The sequence below is a fragment of the Hymenobacter guriensis genome (genome assembly GCF_015773195.1).
GTDB classification, from domain to species: domain Bacteria; phylum Bacteroidota; class Bacteroidia; order Cytophagales; family Hymenobacteraceae; genus Hymenobacter; species Hymenobacter guriensis.
On sequence record NZ_JADWYK010000007.1, the window covers coordinates 251,361 to 276,593 of the forward strand.

26 protein-coding genes are annotated in these 25,233 nt (G+C 60.8%); 16 read left to right on the forward strand and 10 right to left on the reverse strand.

The window, feature by feature from the left end:
* Window positions 1-112 precede the first annotated feature (112 nt).
* From I5L79_RS13555 to I5L79_RS13580, 6 genes are all read left to right on the forward strand, one after another.
* On the forward strand, window positions 113-997 hold the full coding sequence (locus I5L79_RS13555) for a prephenate dehydratase (protein ID WP_196955592.1): 885 nt from the start codon (window positions 113-115) through the stop codon (window positions 995-997).
* Window positions 998-1,023: 26 nt separating this feature from the next.
* Complete coding sequence (locus I5L79_RS13560) at window positions 1,024-2,214, forward strand: pyridoxal phosphate-dependent aminotransferase (protein ID WP_196955593.1); 1,191 nt, start codon at window positions 1,024-1,026, stop codon at window positions 2,212-2,214.
* Window positions 2,211-3,056: a prephenate dehydrogenase gene (locus tag I5L79_RS13565; RefSeq protein ID WP_196955594.1), complete on the forward strand. Its 846-nt coding sequence runs from the start codon at window positions 2,211-2,213 to the stop codon at window positions 3,054-3,056. Before I5L79_RS13560 ends, I5L79_RS13565 begins: the two co-directional genes overlap by 4 nt.
* A 175-nt stretch (window positions 3,057-3,231) precedes the next feature.
* On the forward strand, window positions 3,232-4,338 hold the full coding sequence (locus I5L79_RS13570) for a chorismate mutase (protein ID WP_231403081.1): 1,107 nt from the start codon (window positions 3,232-3,234) through the stop codon (window positions 4,336-4,338).
* A gap of 262 nt (window positions 4,339-4,600) precedes the next feature.
* Window positions 4,601-5,305 (forward strand): LytR/AlgR family response regulator transcription factor, encoded by a 705-nt coding sequence (locus I5L79_RS13575; RefSeq protein WP_196955595.1) that lies wholly within the window; start codon window positions 4,601-4,603, stop codon window positions 5,303-5,305.
* A gap of 36 nt (window positions 5,306-5,341) precedes the next feature.
* The gene (locus I5L79_RS13580) at window positions 5,342-6,667 is read left to right on the forward strand and encodes a serine hydrolase domain-containing protein (RefSeq protein WP_196955596.1); all 1,326 of its coding nucleotides are present in this window, start codon (window positions 5,342-5,344) and stop codon (window positions 6,665-6,667) included.
* A gap of 76 nt (window positions 6,668-6,743) precedes the next feature.
* Here I5L79_RS13580 and I5L79_RS13585 read toward each other — a convergent pair whose 3' ends face one another.
* The 3 genes from I5L79_RS13585 to I5L79_RS13590 all read right to left on the reverse strand — a co-directional run bounded on the left by I5L79_RS13585 (window position 6,744) and on the right by I5L79_RS13590 (window position 8,245).
* Window positions 6,744-7,832: a M23 family metallopeptidase gene (locus I5L79_RS13585; RefSeq protein WP_196955597.1), complete on the reverse strand. Its 1,089-nt coding sequence runs from the start codon at window positions 7,830-7,832 to the stop codon at window positions 6,744-6,746.
* Between the two features lie 147 nt (window positions 7,833-7,979).
* Entirely contained in the window at window positions 7,980-8,060 is an 81-nt protein-coding gene (locus tag I5L79_RS23790; RefSeq protein ID WP_394368808.1) for a hypothetical protein, read from the reverse strand.
* Window positions 8,061-8,071: 11 nt separating this feature from the next.
* The gene (locus tag I5L79_RS13590) at window positions 8,072-8,245 is read right to left on the reverse strand and encodes an SDR family NAD(P)-dependent oxidoreductase (RefSeq protein WP_231403082.1); all 174 of its coding nucleotides are present in this window, start codon (window positions 8,243-8,245) and stop codon (window positions 8,072-8,074) included.
* A gap of 218 nt (window positions 8,246-8,463) precedes the next feature.
* On the opposite strand from I5L79_RS13590, the gene I5L79_RS13595 reads away from it, so the two are divergent.
* The 5 genes from I5L79_RS13595 (at window position 8,464) to I5L79_RS13615 (ending at window position 12,438) form a co-directional block, all read left to right on the forward strand.
* Complete coding sequence (locus I5L79_RS13595; protein ID WP_196955598.1) at window positions 8,464-9,072, forward strand: pseudouridine synthase; 609 nt, start codon at window positions 8,464-8,466, stop codon at window positions 9,070-9,072.
* An 83-nt stretch (window positions 9,073-9,155) separates the two neighbouring features.
* Window positions 9,156-9,365 carry a zinc ribbon domain-containing protein YjdM gene (locus I5L79_RS13600; RefSeq protein WP_196955599.1) on the forward strand — a complete coding sequence of 70 codons (210 nt, stop codon included), beginning with the start codon at window positions 9,156-9,158 and terminating at the stop codon, window positions 9,363-9,365.
* A gap of 303 nt (window positions 9,366-9,668) precedes the next feature.
* Window positions 9,669-10,127, forward strand: coding sequence for a cold-shock protein (locus tag I5L79_RS13605; RefSeq protein ID WP_196955600.1), 459 nt, complete (start codon window positions 9,669-9,671; stop codon window positions 10,125-10,127).
* A gap of 182 nt (window positions 10,128-10,309) precedes the next feature.
* Window positions 10,310-11,296, forward strand: a complete 987-nt coding sequence (rlmF, locus tag I5L79_RS13610; RefSeq protein ID WP_196955601.1) for a 23S rRNA (adenine(1618)-N(6))-methyltransferase RlmF — start codon at window positions 10,310-10,312, stop codon at window positions 11,294-11,296.
* Between the two features lie 161 nt (window positions 11,297-11,457).
* Window positions 11,458-12,438: a phosphatidylglycerol lysyltransferase domain-containing protein gene (locus tag I5L79_RS13615; protein ID WP_196955602.1), complete on the forward strand. Its 981-nt coding sequence runs from the start codon at window positions 11,458-11,460 to the stop codon at window positions 12,436-12,438.
* 89 nt (window positions 12,439-12,527) lie between these two features.
* Here the strand turns inward: I5L79_RS13615 and I5L79_RS13620 are convergent, their stop codons facing one another.
* Together I5L79_RS13620 and I5L79_RS13625 are read right to left on the reverse strand one after the other, a co-directional pair.
* Window positions 12,528-12,758, reverse strand: a complete 231-nt coding sequence (locus tag I5L79_RS13620; protein WP_196955603.1) for a hypothetical protein — start codon at window positions 12,756-12,758, stop codon at window positions 12,528-12,530.
* 135 nt (window positions 12,759-12,893) lie between these two features.
* Window positions 12,894-13,301: a hypothetical protein gene (locus tag I5L79_RS13625; RefSeq protein WP_196955604.1), complete on the reverse strand. Its 408-nt coding sequence runs from the start codon at window positions 13,299-13,301 to the stop codon at window positions 12,894-12,896.
* A gap of 238 nt (window positions 13,302-13,539) precedes the next feature.
* Between I5L79_RS13625 and I5L79_RS13630 the strand changes: the two genes are divergently transcribed.
* Window positions 13,540-15,198 (forward strand): hypothetical protein, encoded by a 1,659-nt coding sequence (locus I5L79_RS13630; protein ID WP_196955605.1) that lies wholly within the window; start codon window positions 13,540-13,542, stop codon window positions 15,196-15,198.
* A 158-nt stretch (window positions 15,199-15,356) separates the two neighbouring features.
* On the opposite strand, the gene lepB is transcribed toward I5L79_RS13630, so the two are convergent.
* The 3 genes from lepB to I5L79_RS13645 all read right to left on the reverse strand — a co-directional run bounded on the left by lepB (window position 15,357) and on the right by I5L79_RS13645 (window position 18,571).
* Window positions 15,357-16,520, reverse strand: coding sequence for a signal peptidase I (lepB, locus tag I5L79_RS13635; protein ID WP_196955606.1), 1,164 nt, complete (start codon window positions 16,518-16,520; stop codon window positions 15,357-15,359).
* Window positions 16,521-16,724: 204 nt separating this feature from the next.
* On the reverse strand, window positions 16,725-17,312 hold the full coding sequence (locus tag I5L79_RS13640; protein WP_196955607.1) for a YdeI/OmpD-associated family protein: 588 nt from the start codon (window positions 17,310-17,312) through the stop codon (window positions 16,725-16,727).
* Between the two features lie 56 nt (window positions 17,313-17,368).
* Window positions 17,369-18,571: a hypothetical protein gene (locus I5L79_RS13645; RefSeq protein WP_196955608.1), complete on the reverse strand. Its 1,203-nt coding sequence runs from the start codon at window positions 18,569-18,571 to the stop codon at window positions 17,369-17,371.
* A 165-nt stretch (window positions 18,572-18,736) separates the two neighbouring features.
* Between I5L79_RS13645 and I5L79_RS13650 the strand changes: the two genes are divergently transcribed.
* The 4 genes from I5L79_RS13650 (at window position 18,737) to I5L79_RS13665 (ending at window position 23,147) form a co-directional block, all read left to right on the forward strand.
* Window positions 18,737-19,624 carry a DUF922 domain-containing protein gene (locus tag I5L79_RS13650; protein ID WP_196955609.1) on the forward strand — a complete coding sequence of 296 codons (888 nt, stop codon included), beginning with the start codon at window positions 18,737-18,739 and terminating at the stop codon, window positions 19,622-19,624.
* Between the two features lie 183 nt (window positions 19,625-19,807).
* A complete protein-coding gene (locus I5L79_RS13655) occupies window positions 19,808-21,307 on the forward strand; it encodes a TPM domain-containing protein (protein WP_196955610.1) in 1,500 nt (499 codons plus the stop codon).
* An 80-nt stretch (window positions 21,308-21,387) separates the two neighbouring features.
* The gene (locus tag I5L79_RS13660; RefSeq protein WP_231403083.1) at window positions 21,388-22,038 is read left to right on the forward strand and encodes a phospholipid scramblase-related protein; all 651 of its coding nucleotides are present in this window, start codon (window positions 21,388-21,390) and stop codon (window positions 22,036-22,038) included.
* Between the two features lie 260 nt (window positions 22,039-22,298).
* Window positions 22,299-23,147, forward strand: coding sequence for a DUF5694 domain-containing protein (locus tag I5L79_RS13665; protein WP_196955611.1), 849 nt, complete (start codon window positions 22,299-22,301; stop codon window positions 23,145-23,147).
* An 18-nt stretch (window positions 23,148-23,165) separates the two neighbouring features.
* On the opposite strand, the gene I5L79_RS13670 is transcribed toward I5L79_RS13665, so the two are convergent.
* Entirely contained in the window at window positions 23,166-23,567 is a 402-nt protein-coding gene (locus I5L79_RS13670) for a hypothetical protein (RefSeq protein WP_196955612.1), read from the reverse strand.
* A gap of 100 nt (window positions 23,568-23,667) precedes the next feature.
* On the reverse strand, window positions 23,668-25,074 hold the full coding sequence (gene lpdA / locus I5L79_RS13675) for a dihydrolipoyl dehydrogenase (protein WP_196955613.1): 1,407 nt from the start codon (window positions 25,072-25,074) through the stop codon (window positions 23,668-23,670).
* Window positions 25,075-25,233: the final 159 nt, after the last annotated feature.

Sequence of the window (25,233 nt, forward strand, 5' to 3'; positions counted from 1 at the left end):
ACTGCTTCTTTTTTAAGAAGCAGCCGGCCCGCTGTTGCTGATGACTTGCCAAGCGCATCAACTCTCAACAACCAGGGCCCCGCACCACGGAGGCCCTTTTTTCTTGCCCACTATGTCGTCCACCCCGCTTTCTGCCATTGCCATCCAGGGCTACGCCGGTTCCTTCCACGAGCAAGCTGCCCGCCTGCACTTTGGGGCCGCGCCCGCGCTGCAGCCCTGCGCAACCTTTCAGGAAGTGGTGCAGCGCGTAGCTGATGGCCGCGCGTCGGCTGGGCTGATGGCCATTGAAAACACGCTGGCCGGCAGCATTTTGCCCAACTACCTGCTGCTGCAACAGGGCACCGTGCGCGTGACGGGGGAAATCTACCTGCCCATCCGCCAGCACCTGCTGGCGCTGCCGGGCCAGACCCTGGCCGACATCAAGGAAGTACACTCCCACCCCATGGCCCTGCGCCAGTGCGGGCCCTTCCTCGACCAGCACAGCTGGCGCCTGGTAGAAACCGACGACACCGGCCGGAGCGCCCAGCGCGTGCGCGAGGAGCTGCAGTGGGGCGTAGCCGCCGTAGCCGGAGAGCAGGCCGCCCACCTGTTCGGGCTGGAGTTGCTGGCCCCCGACATCCACGCCGACCCCGGCAACTACACCCGCTTCCTGGCCCTGGCCCCGGCCACCGCCGAAGCGCCCACCCTGCCCCAGGCCGATAAAGCTTCGCTCTACTTCCACACGGCCCACGCCCCGGGCACGCTGGCGCGGGTGCTCACCCGCATTGCCGGCCACGGCCTCAACCTTACTAAGCTGCAGTCGAGCCCCCGGCCGGGGCAGCCCTGGCACTACTCCTTCCATATCGATGTGGAGTTCGACAACGTGTATCATCTGCACGAGCTGCTGGCCGAGCTGCCCGAGCTCACCGAGGACCTGCAGGTGCTGGGCATCTACCACCGCGGCGAAATGAACGAGTTGCTGCCCACGCCCGCCGAGCCCACGGCCGCCTGTTACTAATGCCTGCCCGAATTGGTTATCTACCCATGAACGTGACTCCCGCTTCCCGCCTCCGCCACACCGGCGAATACTACTTCTCGCAGAAGCTGCGCGAGCTGGCGGCCATGCAGCAGGCCGGTGCCAGCATCATCAACCTCGGTATTGGCTCCCCCGACCTACCCCCGCACCCCAGCGTGACGGCGGCCCTCACCAGCACGGCGGCCCTGCCTACGGCCCACGGCTACCAGGGCTACCAGGGCACGCCCGCTCTGCGCGGGGCCATAGCCGAGTGGTACGGGGCCAGCTACGGCGTGCTGCTCAACCCGGCCACCGAAGTATTGCCGCTGCTGGGCTCGAAGGAAGGCATTATGCACGTGGGCATGACGTTTCTGGAAGCCGGCGACACGGTGCTGATTCCGAACCCCGGCTACCCTACCTACCGGGCCGTGGCTCAGCTTTGCGGGGCTACCGTGCGCGAATACGACCTTACCGCCGAAGCGGGCTGGCTGCCCGACCTGGAGGCCCTGGCCCAGTCGGACCTGACGGGCGTGAAGATGATGCTGGTGAACTACCCCCACATGCCTACTGGCACCCGCGCCGATTTAGCTTTCCTCTCGCGGCTGGTGGAGTTTGCCCGGGAGCACCAGATCATGCTGGTCCACGATAATCCGTATAGCTTCATCCTCAACGATGAGCCCACCAGCCTGCTGGCCGTGCCCGGGGCCCGCGAGGTAGCCTTGGAATTAAACTCCCTGAGCAAGAGCCACAACATGGCCGGCTGGCGCGTGGGTATGCTGGTCGGCCGCGCCGACTGGCTGCAGGAAGTGCTCCGCTTCAAGAGCAACATGGACTCGGGCATGTTTCTGCCGGTGCAACAAGCCGCGGTAGCCGCCCTCCGCCTCGACCATGAGTGGTACGCCGAGCTGAACGCCGTGTACCGCCGCCGCCGTGCCCTGGTGCTGGAGCTGCTCAGCGCCTTGGGCTGCCAACCCGACCCTGAGCAAACCGGTCTGTTCGTGTGGGCTGCCGTGCCGGCTTCGGTAGCCGATGGCTACGCCCTGAGCGACGAGGTGCTGCGCGAAACCTACGTATTCATCACCCCGGGCGGCATCTTCGGCTCGAATGGCAACGGCTACGTGCGCGTGAGCTTGTGCCAGTCGGAGGAAGTGCTGAGCCAGGCGCTGGGGCGTATTGCGCAATGGCAGCAGCGGCAGCCCGTAACGTCCGTTAGCCGATGAAAACCGTCACAATAATCGGGCTGGGACTGATTGGCGGCTCCCTGGGGCTTAGCCTGCGCCAATTGGATTTGGCGGAGCACATCATTGGGGTCGATCAGGACGCCGCCAACGCCCGCCGCGCCCAGGAGCTGGGCTTAGTAGATGAAACCACCGCCGACCTGGCCGCCGCCGTGCGCCGCGCTGACCTGGTGGTAGTAGCCGTGCCCATGGATGCTATGCTGACGGTGGTGCCGCAGGTGTTGGACGAAGTGGCGCAGCAGGTCGTTATCGACGTGGGCTCGACCAAGGCCACGCTGCTGGCTCATTTGCAAGAACACCCGCGCCGGAGCCGCTTCGTGGCGGTGCACCCCATGGCCGGCACCGAGTATTCGGGCCCCGAGGCAGCGGTGCCGGATTTGTTCACCGACAAAACCCTGGTGGTCTGCGACGCCCAGCACAGCGACCCGGATGCCGTGCAGCTCGTGGAGCGGGTGTTTCGGGACCTGGGGATGCACCTGCTGTTCTTGGATGCCGCTGCCCACGACCTGCACGCGGCCTACGTCTCGCACATTTCGCACATCACCTCCTTTGCCCTTGCCCTCACGGTGCTGGAAAAGGAAAAAGAGGAGCAGCGCATTTTTGATCTGGCCAGCGGCGGCTTTGCCTCCACGGTGCGCCTAGCCAAAAGCTCCCCGGATATGTGGGTGCCCATCTTCCGCCAGAACCGCCTCAATGTTCTCGATGTACTAGACGAACACCTCCACCAACTCCAGAACCTGCGCAACCTCATTGCGCGTGAAGATTTTGACGGCCTTCACCACGCCATCGAGCAAGCTAACCACATTCGTAAGATTCTGCCCTGATGCTCAGTAGAAAAATATCCGTCCTGCTGAGCGAAGCCGAAGCATCTCGCGTGCGGATGTTGTGGTAGTAGTCAGTTTACCACACTAGTGAGATTCCTCGGCTGCACTCGGAATGACGTTCTAAACGACTAAAGATCAAACAATCAACCCTTTCAGACATTCAACCCTTCATCATATGAACTCCCCAGCAGCAACTCCGCAAACGCCCGAACCTATGCAGTCGGCACTCTTCAACCGCCAGCCCAACGACAAGCCCTACCTGATTTCGGGGCCGTGCTCGGCCGAAACCGAGGAGCAGGTACTCGAAACCTGCCAGCGTCTGGCTGCCACCGGCAAGGTGCAGGCTCTGCGCGCCGGTATCTGGAAGCCCCGCACCAAGCCCGGCGGCTTCGAGGGCGTGGGCACCAAGGGGCTGCCCTGGCTAAAGAAAGCCAGTGAGCTAACGGGCCTGCCAGTGGCGGTGGAAGTAGCCACGGCCAAGCACGTAGAAGACTGCCTCGCCTTCGGAGTGGATATCATGTGGGTGGGTGCCCGCACCACCGGCAACCCCTTCTCGGTGCAGGAAATTGCCAACGTGCTGCGCGGGGTGCAGGTGCCGGTGCTGGTGAAAAACCCTATTCACCCCGAGCTGGAGCTATGGGTGGGCGCCGTGGAGCGCCTGCAGAAAGCCGGCCTGGAGCAGGTGGGCCTCATTCACCGGGGCTTCTCTAGCTACGGCAACACCGACTTCCGCAACGCGCCGATGTGGCACCTGCCCATTGAGATGAAGCGCCGTTTCCCCGATATGCCCCTCCTCTGCGACCCCAGCCACATCTGCGGCCGCCGCGATACACTGTTCGGCGTAGCGCAGCAGGCCCTCAACCTGGGCTTCGACGGCAACATGATTGAAAGCCACATCGACCCCGACAACGCCTGGAGCGACGCCAAGCAGCAGATTACGCCCGAGGTGCTGGGCCAACTGATTGAGGATCTGGTGTGGCGCCACGAAACCACCGACCAGCACGAGTTCCTGACGGCGCTGTCGGGTTTCCGCGAGCAAATCAACCAGCTCGATGCCGAAATTATTCAGCTGCTGGGCCGCCGCATGGGCATTGCCGAGAAAATCGGCCAGTATAAAAAGGAAAACGACATCACCATTCTGCAAACCAGCCGCTGGAACGAGGTGCTGGAGCGCAGTCTGCGCCAGGGTGCCTCGGTGGGTCTCACACCGGAGTTTGTGGAGCAGTATTTGGCGGCCGTACACCTGGAGTCTATTACCCACCAGAACAAGGTGATGGAATAGAGAACATGCTTCAGAACAGGTTGTAAGAAGCCGTACGGAAAAGCCCCGAAATGCCATGCAAAGCGTGGTGTTCCGGGGCTTTTTGCGTCTTCTATACACTTGCCTGGATACTTGATGGAGCTGCTCCTGACAGGGCAGACAACGGAAAAGCAGTTGTGCCGGCAGCTGGCAGCCCAAGCAGGATGAATACTTTTTTCATTATTCGGCCGCTGGCTGCCGACCTTGCAACCATTTACCCGGCCGCCTACTCTGCCTTTCAACCATGACCACCACGCCCGCACCCATCCGTTGCCTGATTGTGGACGATGAGCCCCTGGCCCACCAGGTACTCAGCCAGTTTATCGGGCAGACGCCCGGCCTCACGCTCTCGGGCAAGTGCCGCAACGCCATGGAAGCCTACGAGCACCTGGCCCAGCAGCCCGTAGACTTGATGTTTCTGGACATTGAAATGCCGCTGGTGACGGGGCTCCACTTTCTTAAAAGCCTGCAGCAGCCGCCCAAAACCATTTTCACCACCGCCTACCGCGAGTACGCCTACGAGGGCTTCGAGCTGGATGTGGTCGACTATCTGCTTAAGCCCTTCAGCTACGAGCGGTTTATGAAAGCCATTTCGCGCCTGCCGCCCACCCAGCCCGTGCCGCTGACTGATGCCGAAACCGGGAAATACCTGCTGGTGAAGGAGCGCCAGGGTTTGCTGAAGGTGCCGCACGGCGACGTGGTGTACGTGGAGGGCTGTAAGGACTACGTGAAAATCACGACGGCCACTAAAACCTACCTGCTGCACCAAACCATGAAGGAAATGGCGGAGGTGCTGGGAGGGGCCTTTCTGCGGGTGCACCGCTCCTTTATTGTGGCGGCGGCCCACATCAAAATGCTGCAGCCCGACAACGTGCTGCTCCAGGACAATACGCTTATTCCCATCGGCAACTCCTACCGGGCCGAGCTGCTGGCTTACTTCCGAAAATAGCTTTTCACTTTATACTCTTCTCTCCTTCACCGTTCTATGTTCCGCAAAACACTTTCTCTGCTGTTGCTGCCGCTGCTATGGGCCGGCACCACCCTGGCCCAAACGCTCAACCAACCCAAGCTCGACAGCCTGCTCACGTCTCTGGAGACCAACCACAAGGCCATGGGCAGCCTTACGTTGGTGCAAAACGGTCAGGTAATCTACAGCCGCACCACCGGGCTGGCGCAAACTAAGCCCACGGCTACACCAGCCACGGCGGCCACGCGCTACCGGGTGGGCTCGGTAAGCAAGCTGATAACGGCCACGATGGTGATGCAGCTGGTAGAAGAAGGCAAGCTGAAGCTGGACGCGCCCATTACCGCCTGGTTTCCGCAGCTGCCCAACGCCGCCAGAGTCACGGTGCAGCAGCTGCTTATGCACCGCAGCGGCCTGCATAGCTTCACGGCCGATGAAGCCTACCTGCAGTACATGACCCAGCCCAAAACCCAGGCCGAGCTGCTGACGATTATGGCCGCTGCCCCGCCCGATTTTGAGCCGGGTGCCAAGTACGAGTACAGCAACACCAACTACGTGCTGCTGGGCTATATCGTCGAGAAAGTTACCAAACAGTCTTATGCCCAGGCCCTGCAGAAGCGCATTGTCGATAAGCTTAAGCTGAAAGACACCTACTACGGCAGCCGCATCGACGCCAAGAAGCACGAGGCGGCGTCCTTCAAGTGGAACGGCACCAGCTGGGACGCGCAGCCCGAAACCGACATGAGCATTCCGGGCGGCGCCGGGGCCGTGGTGTCCAACTCCCAGGATCTGGCGCGCATTATGGAAGGCCTGTTCTCGGGCAAGCTTGTGAAGCCCGCCACCCTGCAGCAAATGCAGGCTGTGCAGGACGGCTACGGCCTGGGCATGATGATGATGCCCTTCAACGGCCACAAAAGCTACGGCCACTTCGGCATCATCGATGGGTTCCGCGCCGGGCTGACGCACTTCCCCGCCGAGAAGCTGACGGTGGCGTACACCGGCAACACACCTTACTCCACCAACGACGTGCTGCTGGGCGTGCTTTCCATCTACTTCAGCCTGCCCTACCGCCTGCCCGATTTCAGCGCTCCTGCCCTCTCAGCGGCCGACCTGAACCCGTTTGTGGGTAATTACGCCAGCACCCAGATGCCCCTGAAAATCAACGTGACGGTGGAAGGCAACACCCTCATGGGGCAGGCTACCGGCCAGGGCGCCTTCCCGCTAACCCCCAAGTCCAAAACGCAGTTTGTGTTTCCCGAAGCCGGTCTGCAGATGGATTTCGACGCCGCCCAGCACACGTTTACGCTGCGCCAGGCCGGTAATACGTACCTGTTTAAGCGGGAGTAACAACGTAGATTTCTCCCACACAAAAGCGGCTGAAGCTACCCGAGCTTCAGCCGCTTTGCTTTTGGAATTAGGTGCGTTACTTACTTTCCTGCAGCACGATGTCGCCGCTGTCGAGGGCGCCTTGGGCTACGCCGCGGCTTTGGCTGCCGCGTACCAACCGGAACTTGCGGAAGTAGGCTGGCAGTCCTTCCACGTTCAGGTCAGGGCCGGTGCGCAGCTCATAGTGCAGGTGCGGGAAGTACGAGCTGCCCGAGGAGCCCACGTGGGCCAGCACCTGGCCGGCGCGCACCTGGTCGCCTACCTTCACCTGCACGCTGCCCTGCCGGAGGTGGCCCAGCAAGCTGAACTCGCCCTGCCCGTGGTCAACCACCACGTAGTTGCCATAGAGCAGCAGCGGGTCTTTGCCCACCATATCACGCGGGTTGAAGTAGTCCTGGCCGTTGTCGTTGTCGGGCTGCTGGGCGTAGGCAGCTACCACGCGCCCGGCCGCTGGCGCGTGCACGGGCTGGTTGAAGCCGAAGTAGTCGGTGTTCTTTTTACCCTCGCCGGTGTGCTTGTCGCCGGCCTCGTTCACCACCACAAAATCGTGAGCATAGCGCATGAAGTTGCTGCGAATTCCTACCTGCTTGGCTACGGGGTGCTGGAAGTCGAGGCGGCGGTGGTGGGCGTGCTCATCGTGCCCGTCCCAGATCAGCAGGCGCCCTTTGAGAGGAATGGTTAGCGCCGCTTTAGGCTGGTAGCGCTCCGGCCGCACCTCTAGGGTTTGCGTCACCTCGGCCTGTTTGCTGGTCTGAAACTCGAAGGTGTAGCGCAGCCGGGTTACGTCCACATCCGCCGGAAACGAGTGGAATGGGTTGAAGACCAATGCCGGCTGCCCCGGCGCAAAAACCCGGTGCGAGAGGCTGGTCACGCTGGGGCTGAACCCGTTGTTATCGACAAACTTGCGCACTACCAGCGCCCCGGCCTTATCATACACGGATACTTCCACTTTCTGCAGCCAGAGTGAGTCAGCGCCGGCCTGTACCTGAAAGTCGAAGTTGAGGCGGGAGCCGGCCCGTTCTTCCAGCAGCACGCGGGTGGGCGCCACGGTTACGGACACGGGTTGGGGTTGGTCGGCGGGGGCCGTCATAGCAGCGGCCAGGGCCAAAAGGTAGGGAAACAGCATGGGGCGGAATTTGAGAAGATGTTTCCGGCAGATGCTGCCCCAGGGCCTGGGGTTGCCTGCAGGTAATGAACCGGCTTGGGCAGGCCACAAAAAAGCGCCCTGCAGAAACCTGCATGCCGCTTTGCTTTATATCCTTCTGGAAATCAATCAGGCATTGACCACCTTGCCGCCGTTGGAGTGCAGCGTCTGTCCGGTGAGATAGGAGCCGTCTTCCGAGGCCAGGAACACGTAGGCCGGGGCTACCTCCGAAGGCTGCCCGGCGCTACGGATTTTACGCGGATGCCCTTGGCAGCCAGCTGCACGGCCACGGCCCGGCCGATGCCAGAGTCGCCGCCCGTAATGAGGATAAATTTGTCTTGGAGCTTGTTGGCGCCCTGGTAGCCGGGGCGGATAAACTCCGGCTGCGAGGTCATGCTCGATTCCAAGCCTGGCTGTTCGTCCTGGTGCTGGGGCGAAAAAATGGTTGGTTTATCAGCTATAGCAAACCAATAGAGCCATGTATTGATGATCTTTATCTAAGTCTCTGCCCGGCGTGGGGTTACGGTCGAGGTGGCGCCAGGCCGGGCCGGTGTACCTTGCGCTTTCATTTGCGCGGCCGACATTCACCTGGTCGGGTCGCTTACTGTTGCTTATGCTTGATCCTGCCACCGGGCCGCCCGCTCACCGCCACTTTCTGCTGCACAAGCCTTACGGCTACCTCAGCCAGTTCCGCAGCGAGGCCCCCCGTGAGGTTCGGAAAAAGCACTTTCTGGGCGAGCTGTACGACTTTCCGGAGGGCACCATGGCCATCGGCCGCCTGGATGAAGCCAGCGAAGGACTGCTCCTGCTCACTACCGACGGCAAGCTGAGCGAGCTGGTGCGCAGCCGCCACGTAGAAAAGGAATACTACGCTCAGGTAGATGGCCTGATAACCGACGGGGCCGTGGCCCAACTCCGGGAAGGCGTGGAAATTGGGCTGCACGGCGACAAGTACTGCACCCTGCCCTGCCTGGTTCATCGCCTGCCCTCCGCGCCTGACCTGCCGGCCCGGGCCCGCCGCATCCGCGACGAGCGGCACGGCCCCACCAGCTGGGTAAGCATTACCGTGACGGAAGGCAAATACCGCCAGGTGCGCAAGATGACGGCGGCCGTGGGCTTTCCCACCCTACGGCTGGTGCGCGTGCGCATTGGTGAGGTCACGCTGGCCGGGCTGGCGGGCGGCGCAGTGCGGGAGGTATCTGATTTCGGCCCTCTGAGCTGAGGTAAAGCACTTCCCAAGCCTACCGGGGAAGTTTGCCGATATTCGCGCCGCGCCGACAAAACCTGTTCCCGGCGCCCCATCTTATGGACGTAAAAGACAGCAACGGCGCCCTGCTGCAGGACGGCGACTCGGTACACATCATCAAAGACCTGAAAGTGAAAGGCTCTTCCACCGTGCTCAAGCGCGGTACGTTGGTCAAGAACATTCGCCTCACCAACAGCCCTGAGGAAGTGGAAGGCCGGGCCGGAGGCTCGATGATGGTGCTCAAAACTGCTTTCGTGAAGAAGGCCTAAACTCGCAGCTGACCATCCGGCTACGGCGGCTCCGGCCAGCGGCAGGGCGTACTTGCCGGAATAAGCATTAGCTTTGCACTACCGTAGCTCAGCACCCGGGCACTTAGCCGAGGGTTTGAGCAACCGAGGGCGGCCGCGGACCGAGGTTCCGCGCCGACTCCGCGCCGGCTTTATCTTCTATCCAATATATTGGCAGCCCGGAGTGAACCTTCGGGGGATTAAGCGTGTATATTTTCATTATCTAGTGCCCCTTTCTCCCGGCTTTGCTCGTCTAAGCGGATATCATCACGACTACACCACCACATGGCCAGATCACAAGCCACCTTCGGCAAGAAGGAAAATGAAAAAAAGCGCCTGAAAAAGCGCAACGATAAGGCTGACAAGAAAGAAGAGCGCCAGGCCAACGCCAAAAAAGGGCAGAACCTGGAAGACATGCTGGCCTATGTAGATGAGGATGGCAACATCACCGCTACGCCTCCGGACCCTACCAAGAAGAAAAAGGAAATCAAGGTAGAGGACATCCGCATCAACGTGATGAAGCAGGAAGACATGGCCCCGGAAGACCCTATCCGCAAGGGTGTGGTGTCGTTCTTCAACGACTCCAAGGGCTACGGCTTCATCAAAGACCAGCAGACGCAGGAAAGCATTTTCGTGCACGCCAACAACCTCATCAACCAGATCAAGGAAAGTGATAAGGTTTCGTTTGAGGTGGAAATGGGCCCGAAAGGTCCCGCTGCCGTGCGCGTGAAGCTGGAAAGCTAAGCCCTCTTGTTATCCGCTATAAGGACGCCTGCCGTACCGTGCTCTGCGCGGCCCGACAGGCGTTTTGGCATTTTTGTCGGGGTAGCTTGCTCGGTTCCGACGCTGCCCCCATACAACTCTCATTAGCTTTGCTGGCGGCCCGGCCCATTGGCGGGAAGCCGCTTTCCCTTTCTGCCTGCCCCATGAGCCAATTGCCCCACGACCCCGCCCCCGAGAAAGAAGGCCTGCACCCCCGTAACCGCCACCGGGGCCAGTACGATTTTGCCCGGCTCAGTCAGGTGATGCCGGAGCTGGCGCCCTTCGTGGCCGTAAACCAGTACCAGACCACTACCATCGACTTTGCCAATCCCGCGGCGGTGAAGGCCCTGAACAAGGCTCTGCTCAAGCAGTTTTACAACGTGCCGAACTGGGATATTCCGGCCGGCTACCTCACGCCGCCCATTCCGGGTCGCGCCGACTACGTGCACTACGCTGCCGACCTGCTGGCCAGCGTAAACGAAGGCGTGGTGCCCACCGGCCGCATGGTACGGGTGCTGGACGTGGGCGTGGGGGCTAACTGCATCTACCCCATCATCGGGCACCGGGAGTACGGCTGGAAGTTCGTGGGCTCCGATGTGGACCCGGCGGCCGTGCGCATGGCCCGGCAGATTGCGGCCAGCAACCCTTCCCTGGCGGGAGCCGTGGAAGTACGCCTCCAGCCCAAGTCCACGGATATCTTCAGCGGTATGGTGAAGCCCAACGAGTTTTTCGACCTGACATTGTGCAATCCGCCCTTCCACGGCTCCCCGGCCGAAGCCGAGGCGGCCGGCCAGCGCAAGGAGCGCAACCTGGGCACGGCCAGAACCGCTCCGTCCACTCCCAACTTCGGGGGGCAGTCGTCGGAGCTGTGGTACCCCGGCGGCGAGGCCACGTTTCTGTGGCGCATGGCCGAGGAAAGCGCCCTCAACCGCCACAACTTCTTCTGGTTTACCACGCTGGTATCGAAAAAGGAAACCCTGCCCGGCCTGTACAAGTCGCTGAAGAAGCTGCAGGCCACCGACGTGCGCACCATTCCCATGACGCAGGGCCACAAAATCAGCCGCCTCGTGGCCTGGACGTTCCTTGATGCAGAGCAGCAGCAAGCCTGGCGCACCAAGCGCTGGGGTGCCCAGCCGCCCTCGCAGGTATAAAGGCGTGCACTGAGCAGTACGGCAGAACGAGGTGCTATGAACTGCGTGGCGGCTTATCTTCATCTTGTAACTCACATCATCAGGGGATTGACGGACAGGTGGCGCGTGGCGTACCTTTCGCTCTGCCGGGCGCCACCGCTACCAAGCGCCGGCAGCCTGCTATGCTTCTTGCCGCTCCTGCCTCCCGCTTCGAAACCCTGCGCCGGTGTGCTTCTGACCCCAATGCCTACGCCGCGCTGCAACCGAACCTGCGGTACTTCGACCACCCAGCCGGTTTCTTGGCTTATCGCCGCACGCTGGCCGGCAACGTGGTGTTGGGCGACCCTATTGCCGGGCCCGCCGAGCGGACTGCTCTGTTGCAGGCCTTTCTGAAGCAGCATCCCAGAAGCATATTCGGGTATTTAAGTGAGGATGCCGCTGCAAACCTGGCGCAGGCTAGTGCGCGCCCCATGCGGTTTGTACGCATTGGCACGGAGCGCTGCCTGGATCTGACGTGCCCCCTAGCATTTTCGGCCTCTACACGGGGAGCCTTGAAAAAGGCCGGTAAAGCGCAGCTTAGTCTGGCGGAACGCAACCTGGCCGAGCTGAGTGCCGCCGAACGGGAGCAGCTGCAAGCCATTAACCAGGAGTTTATTCGGCTGTCACCAGCCCAGAAAGAAATTGGCTTTATTTCTCGCCTGCTTCAGTTCACGCACGAGCCCGACGTACGTTTTTTCGTCATTCAGGCGGGGCCCGAGCGCACGCCGCTGGGATTTTGCGTGCTCGACCCCTGGTACCAGGATGGAGGGCTGAAGGGCTACCAGCTGCACCAGTTCCGGCTGCTGCCCACCAAAATCTGGGGCGTGTTTCTATCAGTAGTAGCCATGCTGGCTGGGCAGCTCCAGGCGGAAGGCTACCAGTGCCTGTCGCTGGGCGGGTGCATCGGGCCTGCCAGCGGCAGTCAGCTGCTGCCTGCCTCATCGGTCTACGACTACTGCCGGGACGTAACGTTCCGCCTGATTGACCGCTACCACCCACTCACCAACCTCTCGAAAAGCAAGCACGAGTTTGCGGGCTTCGACATGCCCCGTTACCTGGCAGCGCCGCACCGCTTGCCGTTGCTGCCCCTGGCCCGGCTGGCGCGCGCCAACCATATTCTGTAGCATCATAGGCAGCTGTTTACAGGCAGGGCCCGATGGCCGAAGCCATACATGCTTCGGCCATCGGGCCCTGATTTTGTTACGCCTTTGCCTTAAATGCTGGCGCCCTCGGTGGAGCTCAACGTCTCGCCGGTGTTGGCGTCTATGTCGGGAGCTGTAGTGAAGCTGCCGCGCCGGGCTGCGAGGTAGCCCAGACCCAGCGCGACCAGGGCAGAGCCGCCCACCACTTTCTGGGTGGTGCTGAGCTTCTTAATTGACTTCACGGCCCCGGTAAACAGTGTTTTTTTCTTTTTGCCGGCTTTGGCTTTTTTCTTCTTGGTCATGGCTATTGCAGGTAAATGAACGAGACGGATGCAGTACAAAAAAGCAGGATACTGGTATCCGCAATTCGCCGGCTCAAGGTTGCCGCAAACGCAATTCTTAACATTGCCTTTGGCGAAGGCGAGTAAACCCGGCCGCTATAGGTCGTCGGGACTAGCGGCGGGTTTCTTGCCGAATTCGCCAGAAGCCTTGCTTGTTTTGGCGGATTTACGGCTTTTCCGGGGCGCTTCGGCCGGCACGGAAGCTGTTGCCGGCGTGGGCTTGGCGGCTGGCAGCGGGGGCGTTGCTTTAGCAGCAGGTTTCGGCTGCCACGGCAGGTTCAGGCCCGCCAGCAGGGAGTTGACACCGTCATCCTGCTTGGTCTTATCTAGGTAGAAATAGCCGGCGGCCAGCAATACCAGGCCGCCTACCAGCTTCTGGCCGGTGCTGAGCTTGGCAATTTCGTTCGTTACCTTCCGGTAGTTGCGGATGGAAAGAGCCGCCGCGTCAAACAGGTCCTCCGATACGGTGTCTTTCTTCGAGTGCTTCTTTTTGTGCTTGCCCATAGCGTGCCTAGTATAGCGAAACGACGGCGCCGCCGGCATCAACCGGCAGCATAACGTATTCGGCACCCAGGCTCGGAAGGTTTCCCCTTTTGCCAGCACCGAAATCAGCTGCTGCCCGGCATTGAAGCCCGAACGGACATTCCCGCTGCGTTTCGGCAACAGGCCTCTGCCGGCTGCTATAGGCGTGCTTCCGGGCAAAACCGTATTTTGGCTCCTGTTGTAGTGTTTATCCGGCGTTATGCTTGCTGTATTCCTTCGTGCCCTGCTGGGTAGCCTGTTTTTCGTGTTCCTATCCGGCCCTATCCAGGCGCAAACCCCACTTTCCGAGGCGGACCTAAGCGCCTTTTACGACCAGCTCAACGCCTACCGCACGGAGCGCTACCAGCCCTTGCCTGACCTGGAGGCCATCCGGCTGCCTTCCACCTTTTCCGGGGCCGATTTGCAGGCCCTGCACCTGCGGGAGCGGCATATTGTGCGCGTCGATCTGGTGTATACAGCCTTCCGCCTGAACCCAACCTTCGACCAGCGCCAGCTCAACCTGAGCCGCATCCGCAACCTAGCGGCTGGGTTGCCGGGACTGCTCCAGGATGAGTCCATCACCTGGACGCTGGTAGAGCAAACCGGCTGCAACAGCCCCGCGGAGTGCCAGCCTTTCTTTCACGGTTTTGTGGTGTACGTGGCCCGACACGCCACTGCCGCCACCAGCCGCGCCGACCTCGACAGCCTCACGCGCAAGCTGCGCCTGCTGGATAAAAAGCTGGCGAAGAAAAAGGCTGCCCGCAAAAAGCAAGGCAAAAAGGTGGCCTGTAATCTGCCCTTTACCCAGGCCTCTACCCGCCAGATGGCCCGCCACCTGCGCCGGGCGTATCGGTGCCCCCAGCGCATCGGGCAGATCATCCGATTTGAAATGTCGGTGGACGAGCACGGCAAGACCAGGCAGGTGCGGGTGCAGCCTAACAGCAAGCTCACGTGCCCCGCGGAGCTGGAAGAAGCCATCCGCCAAAGCGTGTTATTTGCCTCGGGGTTCTACATTCACCGGCGCCAGTTTCCGTTTGAGGTGAAGGGTGCCGTGCGGCTGCCACTGGGGCCGTTTCAGCTGCTGGGCCGCCCCGATCTGGCCATTACCGACTTCTCCCTGTCCGACTCCGTGGCCCGCCTCTACCGCGTGTTTCTGAAAAAGAAAGGCAAGCGCGACTACTGTGAGGCCCGCATTACCCCGGCCGGAGAGCTGCTGGCCGACACCACGTCCCCTGAGCTGGTGCTGCCGCCCGATGCCAACGTGGTAGCCCGCGTGATGCAGCGCCACCCCGAGTGGAGCAAGGAAGTGGTGGTGACGGACGTGACCGGCAGCATGTTCCCTTACACCTACGACCTGCTGGCCTGGCTGCAGCTCAGCGCCCTCGAAGACAAGAAAACCTTCGTGTTCTTCAACGACGGCGACGACCAGCCCGACAAAACCAAGCACATCGGTAAAACCGGGGGCTTTTACTCCGTGAAAACCGACAGCTACGAGGCCATCAAGAACAAGCTGGTGGAAGCCATGAAGGCCGGCGGGGGTGGCGACGCGCCCGAAAACGACGCCGAAGCCCTGCTCCATGCCCAGCAGCTTACCTCCGACTCCACCGACCTCATCCTCATTGCCGACAACCACACCTTCCCTCGCGACACCCGACTGCTCAAAAACACCACCGCCCACGTGCGCATCATCCTGTGCGGCGTCCACGACTACATCAACCCCCGCTACCTGGCCCTGGCCCGCAAGCACGGCTTCAGCCTGCACACTATCGAATCCGACCTGCTTGACCTGAGCAAGCTGCTGGAAGGCGAAACCATTACCATCCAGGGCCAGCTGTACCAGATAACCCGCGACGGATTCAAGCTGGTGCGCAAGACGTAGCGGGTTTCAACCCAACGACAGCTCCGATCCTAGCTGAAGCGTGACAGCACGTTCCGCTGCCCGGAGAAACAAAAGAGCCACGGAGCGGCGGCATCGGAACCGGAACAACACCGAACCAAATGCCACCGCGCCGCGGCTGACTCTCTAACGGAAGCTTTCTAGCTGATGACGCGAAACAGCCGGTCCCAGCGGATTTTGTGGAGCAAGTCGGCGTAGGGGTCGATGGACAGCCAGACGAAGACCGCCTTGCCCACGATATGATCTTCGGGGACGAAACCCCAGAAGCGCGAGTCCTCGGAGTTGTGGCGGTTGTCGCCCATCATGAAGTAGTAGTTCTGCTTGATGGTATAGCTGGTCAGCGGCCGGCCGTGCTGGTAGATCATGCCATTCTGCCAGCTGATGCCCTCATTGTGCTCGTACTGGGCCACAATGATGTAATACATGCCTGCATTGGCCGGTGTGAGGGCAACCGTCTGACCTTTGCGGGGCACCACCAGCGGGCCGTAGTCGTCCAGCTGCCAGGTGGGCGGCTGATTGGTGGGAGCAGCGGTGGGATTGTGAAAGTCGGCCACGCCGGGAAATAGGCTAACGGCGTACGTAGGGATGGTGAGGCCCTGAGCGTAGGGCTGATGCCGGAAGTATTCGGCTACCTCGGCCGTACAGCTGATCAGGAAGCCGGATTTGCCCGTTTCCGGGTCGATAACGGCGCGGGGCACTCCATCCGGCTCGTTGTAATCCACCACGCCGTGTTCGTGCAGAGCCTGGCGGATGGCATCGTCGGGCGCGGCTACCTGCAGGAAATACGTATTCTGCATACGACCGGCGGGGTGGCTGGGCTGCCCGTTCAGCATCACCTGGCCCCGGCGGATTTCCAGCGTATCGCCCGCAATGGCCACGCAGCGCTTGATGAGGTGAGTGCGCATATCGGCGGGCCGGTCCTGCTCGTGGGGCACATGAAACACCACCACGTCGTTGCGCTGCACCGAGCTAAACCCTGGCAGGCGAAAGGCCGGCAGCTGAATGGCCTCGGAGTAGCTTTTCAGCTCCGTTCCCCAGATGGTTTGATGCGTGAGCGGTACCTGCAGCGGCGTTTGGGGCGTGATGGGACCGTAGTGCAGCCGGCTCACAAACAGGTAGTCGCCCACCATCAGGGAGCTTTCCATGCTGGGCGTGGGAATGTGGTAAGCCTCCACTGCCGACCATCGGATGAGCGTGGCTGCTACCACGGCAAACACCACGGCATCGCGCCATTCGCGGGCGGGGCTTTTGGGTAGGGGAGGCGTAGCGGAAGTGCCGCGGCGGCGGGAGTTAAAAAGGCTCATAGAAGTTGGTGTGAAGGTGAGGACGTGTCTTGTAGTGTGGAGTAGATGCGTCCGACAATACCAGCACAATGCCAATGCCCGGACGCAGCCGGTTCCCAACGCTGGCAGCCAGGCATATAGTATCTTGACAATAAACTAAAAGCGGCTGAAGCCACCGGGGCTTCAGCCGCTTGGAGGCTTCTCTTTCTGCTATTTCACTCAAGCCTACTCCCGGTCGAAGTTGGCGCGCTTGTTCAAGGCGGCCAGCCGCACGGTTTCGGCTATGCGCCGGGCGCGGGTAGCTGGCTGCTTGGCGCCCAGTACCCACATCAACAGCATTTTGCGGGCCGTGGGCGAAAAGGCCGCAAAGTGGCGAGCCGCATCGGCGTTGGCAGCCAGGGCCGCGGCCAGGTCGTCGGGCACGGTACCGGCTTCGGCGGCGTCAAGGCTTTCCCAGGCGCCGTTTTGCCTGGCGCGGGCAATGGCAGCCAGGCCGGCGGGCATCAGTTGCCCGGCTTCTTCCAGCCGCACCAGCCGCTCTTTATTTACTTTGCTCCAGCCGCTTTTGGGCTTGCGGGGCGTGAACAGCAGCTGCGACCGGTCGGCGTCGAGCTTGCGCGGGTGCGAGTCGATCCAGCCAAAGCACAGGGCCTCCTCCACTGCTTCCGGGTAGGTTACGCTGGGCTGGCCGGTGTGCTTTTTGAAATACACGAGCCACACGCCGGGGCTGCTGGCGTGGTGGTCGGCCAGCCACTGCCGCCACTCGGCGCGGCTGGCGGGCTGGGCCTGGGCGTAGGTATCGGTGCGGGGCATAGAAGCGGGGAGGAAAGAGTAACTCTTGGTATTCGCGATGAGAATGGCCCGGACACCTACTCTGTCTTCCAGAACGGTATGACAGAGTGCCGGCTACTGTCTCCTTTGCTGTGGAGCAGCAGGCGGTGAGGGCCGACCTTCAGCTTTTGCACTGAAACCATAGCCGTAATGCCCATTTGGTCGTTGGCTTGGTTGTAAGTAGGATACCAGGCTACATCCTGGCGCAACGTATCGTCGATGCTGATTAGCACCAAATCAGACAGGTATTTCGCGGAGTCCGACTTAAGCATATCGGCGTCGTATTGCTTGCGGTATACCAGAAATACCTCCAGAAAGGGCTTATCAACAAACTTGGACGGAATGGATGGTCCCCGCTGAAGTTGCCCGTTCATTTCGTCCCGATAATTGCCGTATTGCAGGGCCGGCCCCGGTGCCAGCGCATTGCGATAGTCGCGCCGGTCCAGCACGTTGCGCAGATGCAAATCCTGGTAGATTACGGCGTAGCTGTAAATGAGCGCCACCGCCATAAAGACCGTCAGCCACCCTGCCATGCGCCAGCGCGACACGCGCGAGACAAACAGCCACAGCGTCGGCTGTAGCAGCACGCGCAGACTCACGCGGTCAAATAGCCAGAACACCGGAAACAAAAGCCACGCTATCCCCCAGGTTCGCCGCAACGCGCCAAACAGGAGCAGGTCCAGGATGTACACCATCAGCAGGATGAGGAATCCTTCGCCGTACCAATCATACCAGCCGTCAGGCCCTGATGAGGCAAACAGGGAAGGCAACGTTCCCAGCACAACTACGGTCAGCATCAGCCCCCCGAGCAGCAGGGTACTGATAATGGCCAAGAACATAACCGTGGCGCATAGCCTGTTGAGCTTTAGCAGCAGCTCATAAAAATACGAGCCACTGGGAGCTACCGCCCGAAAAGGCCGCCGCCACCGCACCCGCGCCAGCGCTGCGCCCTGAGGGAAAAGGTAAGTGACGCATACCAGCGCAACCCAGAATGACCGCAACAACAGGTGCAGACCGAAGCTCAACGTCAGCACTTGTATGGCCAACACCCCAAACAGCAGGAAAAAATCAGTACCCGGTAACCAGGCCGTGGTCTTCAGCGACTGTACCTGAGTTACGAAAAAGCCGGCTCCCTGAATCAGAGTAAAAATAGCGCCACCCGAAATCAGGAACTCCAACTCCCAGGACCTTTCCTGCAAGTCCTGAATCCATTGGGGGGCAGTAGTTGGGGTGTCTTCCATTAGAGTTCGAAGATATCAACCCAGCGTAAAATACCGTGCAAACAGGTAGTAGATACTCATCTATTTCATCCTGCACTATATAACCAGACTGAGCAGTTCTCCCTAACTTTAGCAACGAGGCAGCTGCTGTGGCCGCCCTCTTCCACCTCATTCAATTTGCTGCCGATGATGCGCCTGCGTATGTGGATAGGGCTGGGCCTGACGCTGGCCGGCTGCGCGCCCCAGGTAGCCGTGCAGCGCCCCGAGCTGCAGCCGCCTGTCTATCCGCCTCCCACCCAAACGGTGCTGGTGCTGGCTGCCTCCGAGCCAGTGGAAGCCTCCGCCCGGGAGCTGGCCTGCATTCAGGTGCGCCCGTCTCTGCTCACGTTCGGCTCCGACTCGACGGCCCTGCTTCGGCTGGCTACCGACCAGGCCCGCCAGCTAGGCGCCAACCTGCTGCGCCTCGAAAAGCCCACAACTCCGGCCACAACCGGCTTGCAGGCCCGCGCCTTCCGCACGGCCAGCCTGCAGCCCTACGAGCAGGAAATCCTCTGGCATCCGGCCCGTCGTCTCATGCCCGCCGATTTCAAGGGGCCCAGCCGGGGTGGGCGCTGTGAGGCCGCCACCAACAGCGGCATCCGCTACCGCTGCAGCAGCCAGCCCTGGCAGCGCACCACGCGCCTCACCATCGAAACCTACTTCGACTGCCAGCACTCTTCGTTTCACCCCTCGCGCACGCCCGGCCAGACCCTGGCCCACGAGCAGCTCCACTTCGACCTGACCGAGCTCTACGCCCGCCACCTCGCCCGGCGCCTGCAGGCCCAGGCCACTACCACCCCCGACCTCACCCGCCGGCACCGCGCCATCTTCCGCCAGCTCATGGCCGAGGCCAACACCCGCCAGGACCAGTTCGACCGGGAAGTGTACGCCAACCGCCCCCGCCTGCTGACCTGGCAGCGCCAGGTAGCCCAGGAGCTGCGCGCCCTCCAGCCCTACGCCGGCAAGCAGCTGGTGCTGCAGGTGCGCGACCTGGACGAGCAGCTCAGCGCCTACGTGCGCGGCAGCCGGCAGTAAAGCAAGTTGTGTGTAGAGACGCGACACTTCGCGTCTCGTCGTTGCTGATGTTGTTTAAGCTACGCAGTGCTGGTCGTTCAACGAGGAGACGCGAAGTGTCGCGTCTCTACATCGTACTGCCTTAACCGCTTTGTCATAACCGGGAGTTGCCTTTCTTTAGCCGACAAACCCGTTTTCCGGCCTATGGCACCTGCTCTACTGTTGCGAAGTTTCCTGTTGAAGGCACTGGTGGTGCTGGCCTTGGGCTCATCGATAAGCCACCAAGCCACCGCGCAGGCCGACTACCTCACTACCATTCCCGACCCCAAAACGCTGGAGGAAAGCTACGTGAGTGACCCCGACCACCTGCTGCAGCCCGCCACGGTGCGGGACCTGAACGCCATACTGCGTCCCCTAGACCAAAGCGGCCGGGCCCATATCGACGTGGTACTGACCCGCAGCATTGGGGAGGAAGTGCCCAAAACCGCCGCCACTGCCCTGTTCAACCGCTGGAAAATCGGGGACAAAACCAAAAACAACGGCCTGCTGATGCTGGTGGTGGAAGACCAGCGGCGGGTGGAGTTTGAAACCGGCTACGGGCTGGAAGCCGACCTGCCCGACGTTATCTGCTTCCGCATTCAGCAGCGCTACATGCTGCCTCACCTGCGCACCCACAACTACGATGCGGCCGTGCGCGCCGGTGTGGCGGCCCTACTGCGCCAGCTGGCTACCGGCCGCTTGGAGCCCGCCGATTCGGCCGCCGTGCTGGCCGGGGAGCCCGTCCAGGCTTTCACGGATGACGCTACCCACCTGATTGAAGAGTACCAGCCCGACCCCAATGCGTGGAGCGAGCTGGAAGGCGTGGGCATGGTGGCGGCGCTGGTGTTTATGGTGGTGTGCGTGCTGGTACTGGGCTTCCGCATCAAAAAGCCGGCGGCCAACTACTGGGTGCTGTTTCTAGGTGTGCTGCTGATTGCGGGGCTGGTGCTGGCAACCGTGGTGCTGGACTGGGCCGTGCCGCCCCTACTGCTCATCGGGTTGTGCTATGCCTGGCCGGGGCTATATCTGCACGGCTACCTGCGAAAAGTAAACCAGCTGCTGGCCAGCAGCTACGCCGATAAAAGCCGCCACGCCCGCTACCAGTTTCTGAGCGAAACCCACTACGGCCTGGGCTGGCTGCGGTTCCTGTTTCCGCTGGGCATGGCGTTCTACTGGCCCCGGCACCGGCAGCGCCTGGCGGCCCTGCGCGACGAAGCCTACGCCTGCCCGGTCTGCGCCACGCCCATGCACCGCCTCTCCGAAACCCAGGACGATGCCGCCCTGCAGCCGGGCCAGGCCGCCGAGGAGCGCATTCAGTCCATCGACTACGACGTGTGGCAGTGCCCGGCCTGCCGGCACCAGCTCACCCTCGACTACGCCAACCTCGGCTCCGACGCCGAAGCCTGCCCTAAGTGCCACCACCGCACCCTGGAGCCCCAACCCGATGAGGAAGTGCAGGCCGCCACTACCTCCCACGGGGGCTGGGGCTGGCACGTACACACCTGTGCCTTCTGCCAGCACGTCAAAAAGGAGAAGTACACCACCTCCCAGCTGTCCTCTTCCAGCGGCTCCTCGTCGGGGTCATCGTTTTCCGGTGGGTCTTCGTCGTCTTCCAGCAGCAGCGGGGGCAGCTCCGGGGGCGGAGGCGCTGGCAGCAGCTGGTAGCAACTCCCGCCTGAGGTAGTTCCCGGGCAGCCCCAGGCCGGCCGGAGCCGTATACCCGCTTGCACCATTCAACCAACGGTATGGCTTCCACTCAGCTGCTTAACCGCCATGCGTACTTCATTCGGGAGCATGTCGGCTTTCTGAAGCTTAAGGATTCTTTTGACATTCTCGACGCCGAAAGTCAGGAACACCTTGGCTATGCAACCGAAGAAAATCCAGCCTGGATTAACTGGACGCGCCTACTGCTGCAAAAACACCGGATGCCCACCACTGTGGTAGTGCGCCGCCTCTCCGACAATGCCGTCGTGCTGAGGCTGAAGCGCGGCTGGCGCTTTCTCCGCTCCCGCATCGACGTGTTAGGTAGCGAGAACGAGCTGCTCGGGTACTTCGAAAGCAAGATCCTGACGCTGGGCGGCGGCTTCCACGTCTACAATGCCCACGACGTACGGGTGGCTGATATCAAAGGCAACTGGATTGGCTGGGACTTCCGCTTTCTGGATGCGGCCGGGCAGGAGCTGGGCTTGGTAACCAAGAAATGGGCCGGCGTAGGTCGGGAGCTGTTCACCACCGCCGACAACTACCTTATTTCCCTTTCCACCCGGGGCACCGCCCAGCCCGCCACGGCTGCCCTGCTGCTCGCCGCCGGCCTGGCCATTGACACGCTGTATAAGGAAACCCGCAGCCAGGCCACAGGCACTATCAACCAGGATTTTACCTATACTCCGGCCTAGCTTAACCAATAAGCCGCAACGCACCAGCCGTCGGCGCCTCAGTTGCTTAACGAACGCAAAAGCGGCTGCAGCTCCCCGAAATATCCAGTCGCTTTCGCGTTTATATGTTTATAGTTATGTAGTTCTTGTTTACCACAGCAACGCTGCTGTCCAGTAAGGTTACCACTAAATAGCGCCTTGACTACATCATTATGTGACTTGCTGGAAATCAAGCATCTGCCAAAGGGGCTCTACCTTGCAGCCATTTCCAAGACAAGCGCATGAAAACACTGCTGATTCTGCTCTGTGGCCTCCTACTAGGCCTAGGAGCTACTGCCCAAACTAAGCCCGCCGAGCTGCTGCTGCTGGGCACCTTCCACTTCCACAACCCCGGCGCTGATATCGTCAAGACGAAATCATTTGATGTGCTGGCGCCCAAGGCCCAGGCCGAGCTGGAAACGATGACCAACCGCCTCAGCCAGTGGCACCCCGATAAGGTCTTTGTGGAGTGGGACTGGAACAACCAGGCCGAGCTCGACGCGCTTTACAAACTTTACTTAGGCGGGCAGTACGAGCAGGCCATCCAGGCCAAATACCCCAAGCCCGGTCAGCGCGACTTTTTCCTGAAAAATGAGATTATCCAGCTGGCCTTCCGCACCGCTAAAAAGGCGGGTCTGCAGCGCGTGTACGCCTTCGATTACCTCAAAACCACGTTCCCCTTCGACAGTGTGCAAAAGGCTATGCAGCACGCCCAGCAGGCGGCCCTGATGCAGCGCATTGGCGAAACCTTCAAACGAGTGGAAGCCGACCAGAATCAGAAGCTCAGCACCTTCACCCTCACGCAGCTTCTGCTCGATTTCAATACGCCCCGCAGCATAAATGAGAATAAGGGCGCTTACCTCGACCTGCTCAACAAGGCCGGCAGCATCGAAAGCTTTGCCGGGCCCTGGCTGGTATCGGAATGGTACCGGCGCAACCTCTACATGTACTCGGTGGTGCAGAAAACCGTGGAGCCCGCCGATCAACGCGTGCTGGTACTGGCAGGCGCGGCCCACACGGCCATGATGCGCGAGTTTGCCCAGTACGATTCGCGGTTTCGGCTGAAGGAACTGAAGGATGTGCTAAAGTAAAGGCTCCGGCAGTATGCGTTAGCGTTTATACCAAAGCTCAAATCCTTTGAGGTAATTGGGGTTCCAGTCTTTTTGAGCCACAAGCCAAGGCAGACCTGCCCATACAGGTAGTTGATCTTCAGATTTTCCACCAAGTTTTAGCAGCACAAATAATAGTGTCCTATGCAAATAAGGATTCCATTTATTGAAAGGGTCCGACGCAATAAGATACGTGTACTTATAGGGAATGACTTCCACATAAGGCATTAAGTCAATTGCCATAGCTGCTTTCTGGTTACTTATTCGCCATAGCACGTCATCAACCCCTGCTGACTGACAGTCAATCATCATCCCAGTGGTTAGGGTTAACTCCCGAACTACTATATCAATCAAAGGCAAACACTCCTCAAAAATCACCTCGCTCGTAAATGGAGCCGCCATGATATTTTAGTTTTCACGTATGATATAACGAATAAACACAAAAGCGGCTGAAGCTCCCAGGAGTTTCAGCCGCTTTTGCGTGCTACCTCTCGGCTCAGAATTACATATGAATCGCCCGGTTCTCCGTGGCAGCCAGGCAGGCTTCCTTCATAGCTTCGGCGTAGGTGGGGTGGGCGTGGCTCATGCGGGCTACGTCCTCGGCGGAGGCGCGGAACTCCATGGCCGTTACGGCTTCGGCAATGAGGTCGGCGATGCGGGGGCCGATCATGTGCACACCCAGGATTTCGTCGGTTTCCTTGTCAGCCAGCACTTTCACGAAGCCGTCTAGGTCCATGGAGGCGCGGGCGCGGCCCGAGGCGCGGAACGGGAAAGAGCCGGTTTTGTAGGCCTTGCCCTGCTCCTTGAGCTGCTCTTCGGTGTAGCCCACGCCGGCCACCTCGGGCCAGGTGTAGACCACGCCGGGGATGAGCAGGTAATTGATGTGGGGCTTCTGGCCCACAATAGTTTCGGCCACGAACACGCCTTCTTCCTCGGCCTTGTGGGCCAGCATAGCGCCGCGAATCACGTCGCCGATGGCGTAGATGCCGGGCACGTTGGTTTGCAGGTGCTCATCAACCTTAATGCGGCCACGCTCTTCCATGGCCACGCCGGCGGCTTCCAGGTTCAGGCCCGCGGTGTAGGGCACGCGGCCTACGGCTACCAGGCAGTAGTCGCCCTCAAACTTCACTTCCTCGCCTTTGGGGTTGGTCGCGGTTACCGTCACGGTGTCGCCCTCGCGGGTGGCGCCGGTTACTTTGTGGCTCAGGAAGAACTCGATGCCGATTTTGCCCAGGATGCGCTTGAGCTCCTTGCCCAGGCCACGGTCCATGGTTGGAATGAGGGAATCCATAAACTCCACCACCGATACTTTCGCGCCGAGGCGGGCATACACGGAGGCCATTTCCAGCCCGATGACGCCGCCGCCAATCACAATCATGTGCTTGGGCACTTCGCGGATATTCAGGGCCTCGGTGCTGGTGATGATGCGCTGCTTGTCCTGCTGAATGAACGGCAGTACCGTGGGCTTGGAGCCGGTAGCAATGATGACGTTTTTCGTCTCAATCTGCTGGGCCTCGCCGCCGGCTGTGGGCGCAATGCTGATGTGGTTTTTATCGACAAACGAGCCGACGCCGTGCAGGACGTCAATCTTGTTTTTCTTCATCAGGAACTGAATCCCGTCGGTATTGGCCTTCACCACCCCGTTTTTGCGGTCGATGAGCTGATTCATGTTGATCTGCAGGTCACTCAGCTCAATGCCGTGCTCCTTGAAGGTGTGCGCGGCGTTGTGGTAGTGCTCCGTCGAGTCGAGCAGGGCCTTGCTGGGAATGCAGCCTACGTTGAGGCAGGTGCCGCCCAGGGTATCGTACTTCTCGATGAGGGCGGTTTTGAGGCCCAGCTGGGCGCAGCGGATAGCCGCCACATAGCCGCCGGGCCCGGAGCCGATGACGGTAACGTCGTATTGGTTCATACTAAGGATGAATTCGTGAGCATCAACGGGGGCGAAGGTACGGAAGGTGATTTAGTGAAATGGTGAAATAGTGAGTTTTGTTCTGGGGCAAGCTCACCTCCTTTTTTAAGGAGGGGTGGTAGGAGGCCGGCATGGTAATGCCCTTGAACGACACGGTCT

Coding starts and splice junctions, on each gene's coding strand:
- I5L79_RS13555 (WP_196955592.1), top strand. CDS start 113: ATGTCGTCCACCCCGCTTTCTGCCATTGCCATCCAGGGCTACGCCGGT.
- I5L79_RS13560 (WP_196955593.1), top strand. CDS start 1,024: ATGAACGTGACTCCCGCTTCCCGCCTCCGCCACACCGGCGAATACTAC.
- I5L79_RS13565 (WP_196955594.1), top strand. CDS start 2,211: ATGAAAACCGTCACAATAATCGGGCTGGGACTGATTGGCGGCTCCCTG.
- I5L79_RS13570 (WP_231403081.1), top strand. CDS start 3,232: ATGAACTCCCCAGCAGCAACTCCGCAAACGCCCGAACCTATGCAGTCG.
- I5L79_RS13575 (WP_196955595.1), top strand. CDS start 4,601: ATGACCACCACGCCCGCACCCATCCGTTGCCTGATTGTGGACGATGAG.
- I5L79_RS13580 (WP_196955596.1), top strand. CDS start 5,342: ATGTTCCGCAAAACACTTTCTCTGCTGTTGCTGCCGCTGCTATGGGCC.
- I5L79_RS13585 (WP_196955597.1), bottom strand. CDS start 7,832: ATGCTGTTTCCCTACCTTTTGGCCCTGGCCGCTGCTATGACGGCCCCC.
- I5L79_RS13590 (WP_231403082.1), bottom strand. CDS start 8,245: ATGACCTCGCAGCCGGAGTTTATCCGCCCCGGCTACCAGGGCGCCAAC.
- I5L79_RS13595 (WP_196955598.1), top strand. CDS start 8,464: ATGCTTGATCCTGCCACCGGGCCGCCCGCTCACCGCCACTTTCTGCTG.
- I5L79_RS13600 (WP_196955599.1), top strand. CDS start 9,156: ATGGACGTAAAAGACAGCAACGGCGCCCTGCTGCAGGACGGCGACTCG.
- I5L79_RS13605 (WP_196955600.1), top strand. CDS start 9,669: ATGGCCAGATCACAAGCCACCTTCGGCAAGAAGGAAAATGAAAAAAAG.
- rlmF (WP_196955601.1), top strand. CDS start 10,310: ATGAGCCAATTGCCCCACGACCCCGCCCCCGAGAAAGAAGGCCTGCAC.
- I5L79_RS13615 (WP_196955602.1), top strand. CDS start 11,458: ATGCTTCTTGCCGCTCCTGCCTCCCGCTTCGAAACCCTGCGCCGGTGT.
- I5L79_RS13620 (WP_196955603.1), bottom strand. CDS start 12,758: ATGACCAAGAAGAAAAAAGCCAAAGCCGGCAAAAAGAAAAAAACACTG.
- I5L79_RS13625 (WP_196955604.1), bottom strand. CDS start 13,301: ATGGGCAAGCACAAAAAGAAGCACTCGAAGAAAGACACCGTATCGGAG.
- I5L79_RS13630 (WP_196955605.1), top strand. CDS start 13,540: ATGCTTGCTGTATTCCTTCGTGCCCTGCTGGGTAGCCTGTTTTTCGTG.
- lepB (WP_196955606.1), bottom strand. CDS start 16,520: ATGAGCCTTTTTAACTCCCGCCGCCGCGGCACTTCCGCTACGCCTCCC.
- I5L79_RS13640 (WP_196955607.1), bottom strand. CDS start 17,312: ATGCCCCGCACCGATACCTACGCCCAGGCCCAGCCCGCCAGCCGCGCC.
- I5L79_RS13645 (WP_196955608.1), bottom strand. CDS start 18,571: ATGGAAGACACCCCAACTACTGCCCCCCAATGGATTCAGGACTTGCAG.
- I5L79_RS13650 (WP_196955609.1), top strand. CDS start 18,737: ATGATGCGCCTGCGTATGTGGATAGGGCTGGGCCTGACGCTGGCCGGC.
- I5L79_RS13655 (WP_196955610.1), top strand. CDS start 19,808: ATGGCACCTGCTCTACTGTTGCGAAGTTTCCTGTTGAAGGCACTGGTG.
- I5L79_RS13660 (WP_231403083.1), top strand. CDS start 21,388: ATGGCTTCCACTCAGCTGCTTAACCGCCATGCGTACTTCATTCGGGAG.
- I5L79_RS13665 (WP_196955611.1), top strand. CDS start 22,299: ATGAAAACACTGCTGATTCTGCTCTGTGGCCTCCTACTAGGCCTAGGA.
- I5L79_RS13670 (WP_196955612.1), bottom strand. CDS start 23,567: ATGGCGGCTCCATTTACGAGCGAGGTGATTTTTGAGGAGTGTTTGCCT.
- lpdA (WP_196955613.1), bottom strand. CDS start 25,074: ATGAACCAATACGACGTTACCGTCATCGGCTCCGGGCCCGGCGGCTAT.